This is a genomic window from Flavimaribacter sediminis (genome assembly GCF_019492055.1).
GTDB classification, from domain to species: Bacteria; Pseudomonadota; Alphaproteobacteria; order Rhizobiales; family Rhizobiaceae; genus Flavimaribacter; species Flavimaribacter sediminis.
On record NZ_JAICBX010000005.1, the window covers coordinates 1 to 11,507 of the forward strand.

Annotated in this window: 9 protein-coding genes and 1 pseudogene; 6 read left to right on the plus strand and 4 right to left on the minus strand. The window is 61.2% G+C overall.

Annotation, left to right across the window (positions count from 1 at the left end):
• Nucleotides 1-118: pseudogene (locus K1W69_RS27165) on the plus strand (IS630 family transposase); the annotation flags it as partial.
• Nucleotides 119-196: 78 nt separating this feature from the next.
• On the opposite strand, the gene K1W69_RS21960 reads toward K1W69_RS27165, so the two are convergent.
• The 4 genes from K1W69_RS21960 to K1W69_RS21975 all read right to left on the minus strand — a co-directional run bounded on the left by K1W69_RS21960 (nucleotide 197) and on the right by K1W69_RS21975 (nucleotide 4,493).
• A complete protein-coding gene (locus K1W69_RS21960; RefSeq protein ID WP_220230615.1) occupies nucleotides 197-1,351 on the minus strand; it encodes an aromatic ring-hydroxylating oxygenase subunit alpha in 1,155 nt (384 codons plus the stop codon).
• A gap of 101 nt (nucleotides 1,352-1,452) precedes the next feature.
• Complete coding sequence (locus K1W69_RS21965) at nucleotides 1,453-2,346, minus strand: LysR substrate-binding domain-containing protein (RefSeq protein ID WP_220230616.1); 894 nt, start codon at nucleotides 2,344-2,346, stop codon at nucleotides 1,453-1,455.
• Nucleotides 2,347-2,426: 80 nt separating this feature from the next.
• On the minus strand, nucleotides 2,427-3,116 hold the full coding sequence (gene hutC, locus K1W69_RS21970) for a histidine utilization transcriptional repressor HutC (protein ID WP_220230617.1): 690 nt from the start codon (nucleotides 3,114-3,116) through the stop codon (nucleotides 2,427-2,429).
• A 3-nt stretch (nucleotides 3,117-3,119) separates the two neighbouring features.
• Complete coding sequence (locus K1W69_RS21975; RefSeq protein ID WP_220230618.1) at nucleotides 3,120-4,493, minus strand: formimidoylglutamate deiminase; 1,374 nt, start codon at nucleotides 4,491-4,493, stop codon at nucleotides 3,120-3,122.
• A 79-nt stretch (nucleotides 4,494-4,572) separates the two neighbouring features.
• Here K1W69_RS21975 and hutI point away from each other — a divergent pair, with 79 nt between their 5' ends.
• From hutI to xdhA, 5 genes are all read left to right on the plus strand, one after another.
• The gene (gene hutI, locus K1W69_RS21980; protein ID WP_258571284.1) at nucleotides 4,573-5,790 is read left to right on the plus strand and encodes an imidazolonepropionase; all 1,218 of its coding nucleotides are present in this window, start codon (nucleotides 4,573-4,575) and stop codon (nucleotides 5,788-5,790) included.
• A gap of 4 nt (nucleotides 5,791-5,794) precedes the next feature.
• A complete protein-coding gene (gene hutH / locus K1W69_RS21985; protein WP_370688291.1) occupies nucleotides 5,795-7,336 on the plus strand; it encodes a histidine ammonia-lyase in 1,542 nt (513 codons plus the stop codon).
• Nucleotides 7,333-8,145 carry an N-formylglutamate deformylase gene (hutG, locus tag K1W69_RS21990; protein WP_220230620.1) on the plus strand — a complete coding sequence of 271 codons (813 nt, stop codon included), beginning with the start codon at nucleotides 7,333-7,335 and terminating at the stop codon, nucleotides 8,143-8,145. The genes hutH and hutG overlap by 4 nt, the downstream gene beginning before the upstream one ends.
• Before the next feature lie 28 nt (nucleotides 8,146-8,173).
• The gene (gene hutU, locus K1W69_RS21995; RefSeq protein WP_220230621.1) at nucleotides 8,174-9,847 is read left to right on the plus strand and encodes a urocanate hydratase; all 1,674 of its coding nucleotides are present in this window, start codon (nucleotides 8,174-8,176) and stop codon (nucleotides 9,845-9,847) included.
• Nucleotides 9,848-10,032: 185 nt separating this feature from the next.
• The gene (gene xdhA, locus K1W69_RS22000; protein ID WP_220230622.1) at nucleotides 10,033-11,505 is read left to right on the plus strand and encodes a xanthine dehydrogenase small subunit; all 1,473 of its coding nucleotides are present in this window, start codon (nucleotides 10,033-10,035) and stop codon (nucleotides 11,503-11,505) included.
• Nucleotides 11,506-11,507 lie beyond the last annotated feature (2 nt).

Below are 11,507 nucleotides of genomic sequence, written 5' to 3' on the forward strand. Positions count from 1 at the left end.
TCAGAAACGCACCATCGAAGAGACATGGCGTCATGTGGGAAGTCTCATCGAGACAATCGCACCCGGCGAATTTGAAAACTATCTCAAAAATGCAGGCTACGCTTCAATCAAAACCTGACGTGCTCTAGCGTCGGGCCGTCGCCGCGTTCGTGCGCAGCGAGCAGTTCCGCGTCGATCCTCTCGATGGCGGTCGCGCTCACGGCGCGCGCTTGAACTGGGACGCCACCCAGTGATGAAACGCATGGGTCGGGCCGTCCATGACGGGCGAGAACCTCCCGCCGTCGAACTTCATCGCATGCCTGCCCTTCTGCATTCCCTCCACGACAAAAATGTCCTCTTCAAACACGCCCTTCCAGAGGTCTGCGTTTCGCCGCCGCATGTCTGCCATGGACGCGTCCTGCATTCCGGGCGAGGCGTAATAGATCGCGACCCGCTCTAGCGTGCGCTCCAAGCCGGTGGGCACGAGAATGATTGCAAACGTCTGATCTCGGTGAACGCCGAGCAACACATTGGGATACAACGCCGCGTACTCCGCGCCGGTCGCCCATTTTTCGCCGAGCCCGTCAAAATCGTCGAACTTTTCGCCCGTCTCGCTGAGCATAGGTCGATAGACGAGTGTCCCCTGACCCGAAAACCTGCCAGGCTCGATGATGTTGTAGTGGTCCTCGAGCCGCGAATAGCTGTTCAGGCCAGGATGCACCCAAGGCAAATGATAGCTCTCGCAATAATTCTCGACGGCGAGTTTCCAGTTGGTCGCCGCATCAAGCTCGAAAGCGCTGTCCTCGCCGCCGAACCAGACCGGTTGTTCGAACTCGCTCCATCGTTCGATCAGGCTGGCCGCATAGTCGGTGAATGACGGCGCGGCGCCAGACATGTTGACGAAGACGATATCCTGCCAGACATGAGAACGGATTTCGATCAGTCCCAGGCTTGCTCTATCGATGGCCTCATGGGTGTTGTAACCGGGTCCGCCGACATGCGGCGTCGTGTGCAGCGCTCCCGAATGGTCGTAACACCAGGAATGATAGGGGCAGCGAACGACGCCGGACAGACGCTTCTTCTTTTCCACAAGGATCATGCCCCGGTGGCGGCATACATTCTGGAAGACCCTTATAACGCCGTCGCGCCCGCGCAGGACGAAAAGCGGCTGGCCAAGCGCCTCGATCGGCATTGCGTCGCCCGGCTCAGGCACATCCTTGCCGAAACACAGGGCCATCCAGTTGTCGAAAAAGACATGCTGCTTCTCGGCCTCGTGCAGACCGGGATCCGTATAGTGCTCGTTGGGTAACCCGCGCGCCTGTTCAACCGGCTGCGTCACCTGTTCGAGCGCAAACTGCTGGAACTGATTCATGGCTCTCTCCCGAGGCAATGACAACGATCACAGTCTGCGCGCGCCTGTCCGTGGTTTCAATATGAATTCGATTGCGCGTCGAGTGAGCAGAATTCACGTCTTCACGCTGCGTCGACAAGCCAGTTGCGCGTCAATTCCTCCGCGGCGCTCAAGGTCCGCTCGCTGTTCCAGGTCAGGTAGTAGGCGCTCGGCGCATCGACGCTGGCGTCGGTTATCGGCACGAGTCGGTTGGCGTCAAGATAGGTCCGGATCAGACGCCGCCAGCCAAGCACGACGCCGGCGCCTTCTTCCGCCGCCTGAAGCGCAATCGTGTAGTTGTTGAAGGTCTTGTTCACAGGCGCGTTTTTCTTGACCCCGCACAGTCGGAACCACTCGTTCCAGCTCATCCATCCGACATCGATCGCCTGAAGCTGCAGCAGCGGCAGGTCGATGAGATCCGCCGCATGGCGCACCGGATGACGCTTCGCAAATTCCCGACCGCACACCGGCACGATGACGTCGGCGAACAGCTTTACCGCCGTCACTCCCTGCCAATTGCCGTCACCGTAGCGGATCGCGAGATCGACGTCGGAGCCTTCAAGATCGCTTGCAATGTCGGAGACCCGGTGGTTGATGCGAATTTCGGGATGCCTTTGCCAGAGCCGCGCAATTCGGGGTATCAGCCACAAGCTGGCGACCGCAGTGGACGCTCCAATGGTTATGACGCGGTCCGAGTCCGGCGCGCGTATCCGCTCGATCACCGCCGCCGTGCGGCTGAACGAAGTGGCGAGCGTGGCGTAGAGTTCATCGCCTTCCGGCGTGAGGACAACGCCGCGATGGACCCGCAGAAACAACGCAACGCCGATTTCCGCTTCAAGCGCTTTGATCTGGTGGCTTACGGCGCCGGGAGTCACGTTCAATTCCTGGGCCGCGTGCTTCAGACTGAGATGGCGAGCCGCCGCCTCGAAAACCGCAAGCGCCGTCAGGGAGGGAAGTCGGTAGTGTCGCCGGGTCAAGGTTTCTCCTGTGCATTCAGAAGATCGTCAATTCGGCAGATTCGTTCTTTTCCAAGGTAAGGTCAATCGAATTGAAAAGGTCAGTCGCGCGTCACGATGCGAAATCCGTCCGCAGGATGAGACAGCCTGACATGGGTGACCGTCTGACCTTCAAGCCAGGTTGTGCGCTCGATGATGAAAACCGGTTCGTTTGGACCAAGATCCAGATGCTCGGTTTCCTGCGGACTAGCGCCGGCCGCGCGAAAGACATGCTCCGCATTCGAATAGGGCACCGTCTGCAAAAGCCATTCGTTCGGGCTGACCGTCTCGAAACGCTCATCTGCCGCCTGCGGCACGACGTCGAGACTGATCCAACGGTTTTCCAGTTGAAAGGGCTTCCCGTCCGCAAAATGCAGGCACATGACATGCAGCGCGCCGGTTTCGGCGGCAAGTCCAAGCTCCGCCTGAATGGCCTGCGGCGGCCTTTCCACACCACGGCTGACCAGTAGATAGCTGTAGCGCCTGCCGCTCTGCTCAATTTCGTCCCTGACAATGCGTATGCGAACATGCGCGTCGCGCGTCATGCGCCGGACAACGCGCGTTCCGGCCTTGCGCCGGCGTTCGACGAAACCGTCCTCGGCGAGCGCCTGCATGGCGCGGTTCACCGTGACGCGGGTCGTTCCGAATTCGCCGGCAAGTTCGGCCTCCGGCGGCATCAGCATGCCGGGTTTCCACTCTCCGCTCTTGATACGGTCGAGCAGGACGCTTTGTATTTCCTTGTATGTCGGCATCAATCAGAGCCTTTCCCGCAAGCTGCGCGCCGCCGACCTGAAGGTGTTCTCGACGGCTTCGCGCGCGATGTGGCGCCCTTCCCTCACCATGTGGCGGCCCGCCGACCAGACATCGCTCACCACGTCGTCATTTCCCGCAAAAAGCCAGCCATCGATCAGTTGGTCTTCGCGAAGTCCCGTCAAGACCGTATGAGCCGTGTCGATTGCAACAAGATCCGCGAGCCGGCCCGTTTCGAGCACGCCGGCGTTACGCTGCAAGGCCTGCGCGCCTCCGGCTGTGACTGTCTTGAAGAGGGTCGTTCCCGTCGACTGCTCGCCAGCCAACATGACGTTGCGCATACGGCGCTTCAGACGCTGGCTGTATTCGAGCTGGCGCAACTCCTCCGACAGCGAAATGCGGATATTGGAGTCCGAGCCGACGCCGAAACGCCCTCCGGCGCCAAGGAATGTTTCGCCGTTGAAGACGCCGTCGCCGAGATTGCCTTCCGTAATCGGGCACAGACCAGCGACGGCCCGTGAGGCGGCCAGTCCAAGAGTTTCTTCCTCGGTCATCTGTGTCGCATGAATAAAGCACCAGCGATCGTCAATCGCGCAATTGTCCAGCATCCAGGCGACCGGGCGCGCGCCCAGCCAGGCCTCGACGTCATGCACTTCCTTTTCCTGTTCGGCGACATGCATATGGATCGGTCCATGCGTGAACTCGTCAGCGACGAAGGTCAGCAGGTCAGGCGAGACGGCGCGCAATGAATGCGGCGCAACCCCGATGGAGCAATCCTTAGGCAGAGCGCGCAACGCGTCATTCGCCGCCCCGTAAAGGCGCAGGAAACGCTCACTGTCACATCCGAAGCGCAACTGTCCTCCGGCCAGAGGCGCCTCGCCCGCCCCACCATAGGCGTAGAGCACCGGCAGGTGGGTGAGCCCGATGCCGGTCGTTCCGACAGCCGCGAATATGCGCTCCGACAGTTCGCCGATATTGTCATATTCACGCCCGCCGGTTTGGTGATGCACATAGTGAAACTCGCCCACAGACGCATAACCCGACTCGAGCATCTCCACGTAGACCATCGCGGCGATCGCCTCGATCTCTTCCGGCGTCAGAATATCGAGGAACCGGTACATGAGCGTGCGCCAGCTCCAGAAATCGTCATGTGCCGCCGAGCGATACTCCGTCATTCCGGCCATGGCGCGCTGAAAAGCGTGGCTATGCAGGTTGCCTGGCGCAGGCAGCACAAGACGCGAGGACAGCACTTCATCGCCCGGTTTTGCGGATACGCCCGTTTCCACGGCCTCAATCAGACCATCGCCGCCGAGGGCGATCCGAACATCGCGAACAATACCTTCGGGAAGCAGCGCCAGAGGTGAAAAAAGGATCGTCATCACGTATCCGCATTTGTTGACATAATCTTATTATGAATATACATAATAATTCGAAAGAAGCAAACGGGAACAGAGCCTGATGGCTGACTTCGTCCTTAAAAATGCGCGCATCGCCACGATGACCGACAATGGCGCGTCCTATGGTCTGATCGACAATGGCGCTGTCGCTGTCAGGGGCGGACGCATTGCCTGGATTGGCGCATCGGACGCGATCCCCGCAGACCACGCCGACCTCGAGACCGAACAGCTCGACGGGCGGCTCGTCACGCCGGCTCTCATCGACTGTCACACTCATATCGTCGCCGGCGGCAATCGCGCCAACGAATTTGAAATGCGGCTTAACGGGGCAAGCTACGAGGAAGTTGCGCGCGCCGGCGGCGGCATCGTTTCGACCGTCACGGCGACCCGCGCCGCAAGTGAAGACGAACTCCTTGCCGCCGCCCTGCCCCGCGTCGATCAGTTGATCGGCGAAGGCGTCTCGGTCGTGGAGGTCAAATCAGGATACGGTCTCGACGTTGAGACGGAACTTCGGATGCTGCGGGTCGCGCGCCGGATCGAACAGACCCGCAATATCAGAGTGCGGACAAGTTTTCTCGGAGCTCACGCAATACCACCCGAATACAAAGACCGTCCGGACGCCTACATCGGCGAGGTCTGCATTCCGGCCCTGGAGCAGGCGGCCGCCGAGGGTCTGGCGGACGCCGTCGACGGCTTCTGCGAATCCATCGCCTTCACGCCTGAGCAGATTTCCCGTGTCTTTGAGGCCGCCAGACGTCTGGGCCTGCCGGTCAAGCTTCACGCCGAGCAGTTGACCGATCAGGGCGGCGCGAAACTCGCTGCAAGCTATGGCGCCTTGTCTGTCGATCATCTGGAATATGTGGGCGAAGACGGTGTGGCCGCCATGAAGGATGCGGGAAGCGTCGCTGTCATGCTGCCCGGCGCCTTCTATACATTACGCGAGACGCAATTGCCTCCGATCGACCTGTTCCGCAAGCACAGCCTCCCGATGGCGGTCGCGACCGACTGCAATCCCGGTTCGTCTCCCCTTTCCTCCTTGCTGACGTCGATGAACATGGCGTGCACGCTCTTCCGCATGACTCCGGAAGAGGTTCTGGCCGGCGCGACGCGGATTGCCGCGCAAGCGCTCGGCCTCTCCGACGTCGGGATGATCAAGCCGGGATTCCGGGCCGACCTTGCAGTCTGGAATGTCGAAAGCCCGGCGGAACTCGCCTACCGCATCGCTTTCAACCCGCTTCAACGCCGCATCATGGCGTCCAAATCATCAAAGGAAACATGAACCCGTGAGCAGCCCGATCCTCACTCCCGGCGCAACGACCCTGCGTCAGCTCGAAACCATCTACTGGCAGGATCTGCCGGCGAGGATTAATCCCGCCTGCAAACCCGCCGTCGATCGCGCCGAGGAGATTATCCTTAAGGCGGCCGCCGGCGACCAGCCTGTGTACGGCGTCAATACCGGCTTCGGGAAACTGGCAAGCGTAAAGATCGCGGCGGAAGACCGGGTCAAACTTCAGCGCAATCTCATCCTGTCCCATGCCTGCGGCGTGGGTCCGACGACGCCGCCGCGCGTCGTCAGGCTGATGATGATCCTCAAAATGCTGTCCCTCAGCCGTGGCGCATCGGGCGTGCGCTGGGGTCTCATCAAGCTGATCGAGGGCATGCTTGAAAAGGGCGTCACGCCGGTTATCCCGGCGCAAGGATCGGTCGGCGCATCCGGCGACCTGGCGCCGCTCGCCCACATGACATGCGTCATGATCGGCGAAGGCGAGGCCGAGTATGAGGGCGCGGTCATGAATGGCGGCGACGCGCTGCGCAAGGCCGGCCTCGAACCGCTCGTCCTGCAGGTCAAGGAAGGCGTCGCCTGCATCAACGGCACGCAATTCTCCACCGCCTATGCGCTTGCTGGCCTGTTCGAAGCCTGGCGCCACGCGGAGGCGTCGCTGGTCGCCAGCAGTCTGTCCACGGACGCAATTATGGGATCGACCGCGCCGACGCGCGCGGAAATCCACGAGCTGCGTGGTCACAGAGGACAAATCGAAACGGCTGCGGCGATCCGACAACTCATGGAAGGTTCGGAAATACGCGAAAGCCACCTCGAAAACGACAGCCGCGTGCAGGATCCATATTGCATCCGGTGCCAGCCGCAGGTCACAGGCGCCTGTATCGATCTGCTGCGGCAGGCCGGCCACACGCTGGAAATCGAAGCCAACGCCGTAACCGACAATCCGCTGATCCTCGACGAAGACAGCATCGTCTCCGGCGGCAATTTCCACGCCGAGCCGGTCGCATTCGCCGCAGACCAGATCGCCATCGCGATCGCCGAGATCGGCGCCATATCGCAGCGGCGCATTGCGCTGATGGTCGATCCGGCGCTCAATTTCGAGCTGCCGACATTTCTCACGCCGCGACCCGGCCTGAATTCAGGCTATATGATCGCCGAAGTGACCACGGCGGCGCTCATGAGCGAGAACAAGCATCTCGCCAATCCCTGCAGCACCGACTCCACGCCCACGAGCGCGAACCAGGAAGACCATGTCTCCATGGCCGCCCATGGCGCGCGACGACTGGAGCGGATGAACCACAATCTCGCCCACATACTCGCTGTCGAATTTCTCTGCGCCACGCAGGGTATAGAATTCCGCAAACCTTTGAAGACAAGCCCTCAATTGCAGAAGGTCGTCGCTCGCATTCGCATCGACATTCCAACCCTGGAGGACGATCGCCACATCGCAAAGGATCTCAAAGACGTCGCGGAACTGATACAGTCGAGACGCCTGATCCGGGAAAGCGGGTTGGAGCCGTTCATTCATCTGGGGGAAGCATGATGGATCCTGTCGAAGTCGTCCGTGGAAGCGGGCCTATCGTTCTGGGCATGCCGCATACCGGCGTCGACGTGCCCGACGATATTCGAAAAGCGCTCAACGCCACCGGCCGTCGGCTGACCGACACCGACTGGAACATTCATCGACTCTATGACGGGCTTCTGGATGATGCGACGACCGTGCGCGCGACGTTCCACCGCTACGTAATCGACGCAAATCGCGACCCGTCCGGAGAAAGTCTCTATCCTGGACAGAACACGACCGGGCTTTGTCCAACCACCGATTTCGACGGCAAGCCGCTCTACCGCGAGGGAATGGAACCGGACGAAGCGGAGGTGGAACGACGCCTCGACGCCTTTCATCGTCCCTATCACGCCGCCCTGAAAGCGGAACTGGAGCGCGTTCATACAAAACACGGCGTCGCAATCCTCTATGATTGCCACTCGATCCGCTCGCACATTCCCTTCCTGTTTGAAGGCGCCCTGCCGGATTTCAACATCGGGACGGACCGTGGAACGACCTGCGACCCTGAGATCGAACGCATTGTCGCCGCCTGCTGCAACAGCGCCTACGGCTACACCTCGGTGGTCAATGGCCGCTTCAAGGGCGGCTGGACGACGCGCCACTACGGCAAGCCGGAAACCGGCGTCCATGCGATCCAGATGGAGCTCGCACAGAGATCACACCTCAAGGCCGAGGCAGCCCCCTTCGATCTGGATGAGCGCAATGCGAACTCCCTGCGACATCATCTCGGCGAAATCCTGCACGCTCTCGACACCTGGGCGCGTGAGCAGACCTCCGGATCCAAATAAATCGACAGAATTCTACAGGTAATCGACCATGACCAATTCACGCCACAACCTGCGCGACGTCTATCCGCCGACCGGGCCGGAACTGAACGCCAAATCCTGGCTCACCGAAGCGCCGATGCGCATGCTGATGAACAATCTGCATCCGGACGTCGCCGAAAACCCGCATGAACTCACCGTTTATGGCGGCATCGGCCGCGCGGCGCGAAACTGGGAGGCATTCGACCAGATCGTCGCCTCCCTCAAGACGCTGGAAGACGACGAGACCCTGCTTGTCCAGTCGGGAAAGCCGGTCGGCGTCTTCAAGACCCATGCGGATGCGCCGCGGGTGTTGATCGCCAATTCCAACATCGTCCCGCACTGGGCCAACTGGGACCATTTCCACGAGCTCGATAAGAAGGGCCTGATGATGTACGGCCAGATGACGGCCGGTTCCTGGATCTATATCGGCAGCCAGGGCATCGTTCAGGGCACTTACGAAACCTTCGCCGAAGCAGGCCGCCAGCACTATGACGGCGACCTCAAGGGCAAGTGGATTCTGACCGGCGGCCTCGGCGGCATGGGCGGCGCTCAGCCGCTTGCCGCCACGATGGCCGGCGCCTGCATGCTCGCGGTGGAATGCAATCCAGACAGTATCGATTTCCGTCTGCGCACCCGCTATCTCGACGAGCGGGCCGAGACGCTGGACGAAGCGCTGGAGATGATCGACCGCTGGACAAAGGCCGGTGAAGCCAAATCCGTCGGCCTGCTCGGCAATGCGGCCGACGTCTTTCCGGAACTCGTGCGCATCGGCGTGAAGCCGGATATGGTCACCGACCAGACCTCCGCACACGATCCGCTCAACGGATATCTGCCGCAGGGCTGGACGCTCGCCGAGTGGCGCGAGAAACGCGAGAGCGATCCGAAGGCGGTCGAAAAGGCTGCCCGCGCCTCGATGAAGGTCCATGTAGCCGCCATGGTCGATTTCTGGAACATGGGCATACCGACGCTCGACTACGGCAACAATATTCGCCAGGTCGCCAGCGAAGAGGGTCTGGAAAACGCCTTCGCCTTCCCCGGTTTCGTGCCGGCCTATATCCGGCCGCTTTTCTGCCGCGGCGTCGGCCCGTTCCGCTGGGCCGCGCTATCAGGCGATCCGGAGGACATTTATCGCACCGACGAGAAGGTCAAGGAAATCATCCCCGACGACCCGCACCTGCACAACTGGCTGGACATGGCGCGCGAGCGGATCGCCTTTCAGGGCCTGCCCGCCCGCATCTGTTGGGTCGGCCTCGGGCAGCGGCATCGTCTCGGCCTCGCCTTCAACGAGATGGTGCGCAACGGCGAGCTGAAGGCCCCTGTCGTCATCGGTCGCGACCATCTTGATTCCGGTTCTGTGGCCTCGCCCAATCGCGAAACGGAAGCGATGAAGGACGGTTCTGACGCCGTGTCCGACTGGCCGCTGCTGAACGCGCTGCTCAATTGCGCCTCAGGCGCAACCTGGGTCAGCCTGCACCACGGCGGCGGCGTCGGCATGGGCTTCTCGCAACATGCGGGCATGGTGATCTGCTGCGACGGCACGGAAGCCGCCGATGCGCGTATCGGTCGGGTGCTCTGGAACGACCCGGCCTCCGGAGTCATGCGCCACGCCGACGCCGGCTACGAGATCGCCATCGACTGCGCAAAGGAAAACGGTCTGCGCCTGCCGGGCATCCTCGGAAACTGAGAAACACGCGCTCCTGCGCCCTGACGCCGGCCAACAAGCCGGCGTCCGGCAACCCGGTTTGACTGTTAATTTTTTGAAGACTTTGAAGTTTCGATTGAAAGACTTTTCGGGAAGCTGCTGGTACTTTTTCGCAAAAGCGAGATAGGATAGATTCAAACCGTTCTATTTCAGCGTCAGGAGAAAGTATGAGCGTACCCGTCCGCAAGCAGATCCGCTTCATCCTCAATGACAGGCCGATCAGTCTCGACGATATCGCTCCCGACTTCACGCTTCTCGACTTTCTTCGCATCGATCAGAGACTGACCGGCACGAAAGAAGGCTGCGCAGAAGGCGATTGCGGCGCCTGCACCGTGCTTGTGGGGCGGCTCGGCGCCAGCGGTCTTGTTTATGAAACCGTCAACGCCTGCATCCGTTTTGTCGGCTCGCTCGACGCTTGCCACGTCGTCACGATCGAGTATCTGGCCGCCTCCGACGGCGCGCTTCACCCGGTCCAGCAGGCGATGGTCGACCGGCACGGTTCGCAATGCGGATTCTGCACGCCGGGCATCGTCATGTCGCTCTACGATCTGTGGCTCGAAACGTCTGACGCCACGCCTGCGGCGGTGGAAAAGGCGCTGCAGGGCAATCTTTGCCGCTGCACCGGGTACGAGACCATCATCGAGGCGGCGAAAGCTGCCAGCAGCGTCGCCTGCGACGATGATCGCCTCGTCGCCGGCAGGGCGGCCATGGAAGCCCGCCTGAGCGAATTGCGCGACGGCGCCCGCGTCGAAATCGAAAGCGACGGCGGCATCATCTTCGTACCCGGGTCCCTGGACGACCTCGCCGAAATCCTGGAAGCAAATCCCGAAGCGACGATCGTCGCCGGCTCCACCGATGTCGGATTGTGGGTCACCAAGCAGTTCCGGTCGATCACGCCGGTGGTCTTCATCAACAATCTCGTGGAACTCAAACAGATCACCGAGACCAGCGAGGGTCTGACGCTAGGCGCGGGCGTGACCTACAGCGACGCCTTCGAGGCGATCGCCGAACGCTATCCGGAGATGCGCGGCTTCTGGGAGCGCATCGGCGGCGAGCAGGTGCGCAATATGGGCACCGTCGGCGGAAATATCGCCAATGGATCTCCGATCGGAGACACGCCGCCGCCGCTTATTGCGCTATCGGCGCAGGTGACCCTGCGCAAGGGCGCAAGCGAACGCACATTGCCGCTCGAGGAATTCTTCATCGACTACGGGAAGCAGGACCGCCGGCCCGGTGAATTCGTTGCGGCTGTCCACATCCCGGCGCTTGACGCATCGCGAAGATTCGCCGCCTACAAGATTTCAAAGCGGCGCGACGAGGATATTTCGGCCGTCTGCGGGGCCTTCAACGTCAAGCTGGAGAATGGTCGCGTCGCCGATATCCGCATCGCCTTCGGCGGCATGGCCGCGACGCCGAAACGGGCGTCCGCCGTCGAAGCAGCGCTAAAAGACCAGCCCTGGAACGAAACCACGATCGACACCGTGATGGAAATATTCGAAAAAGACTTCCAGCCACTGACGGACTGGCGTGCGACGGCGGGTTACAGGCTTCTGGTCGCGAAGAACCTGCTGATGCGATTCTTCCTGGAAACGGAAGGCAATTCGGTCGTCATCGAACGGTTCGAAACGGCGGGAGCGTGACC

Coding starts and splice junctions, on each gene's coding strand:
- K1W69_RS21960 (WP_220230615.1), bottom strand. CDS start 1,351: ATGAATCAGTTCCAGCAGTTTGCGCTCGAACAGGTGACGCAGCCGGTT.
- hutC (WP_220230617.1), bottom strand. CDS start 3,116: ATGCCGACATACAAGGAAATACAAAGCGTCCTGCTCGACCGTATCAAG.
- K1W69_RS21975 (WP_220230618.1), bottom strand. CDS start 4,493: ATGACGATCCTTTTTTCACCTCTGGCGCTGCTTCCCGAAGGTATTGTT.
- hutI (WP_258571284.1), top strand. CDS start 4,573: ATGGCTGACTTCGTCCTTAAAAATGCGCGCATCGCCACGATGACCGAC.
- hutG (WP_220230620.1), top strand. CDS start 7,333: ATGATGGATCCTGTCGAAGTCGTCCGTGGAAGCGGGCCTATCGTTCTG.
- hutU (WP_220230621.1), top strand. CDS start 8,174: ATGACCAATTCACGCCACAACCTGCGCGACGTCTATCCGCCGACCGGG.
- xdhA (WP_220230622.1), top strand. CDS start 10,033: ATGAGCGTACCCGTCCGCAAGCAGATCCGCTTCATCCTCAATGACAGG.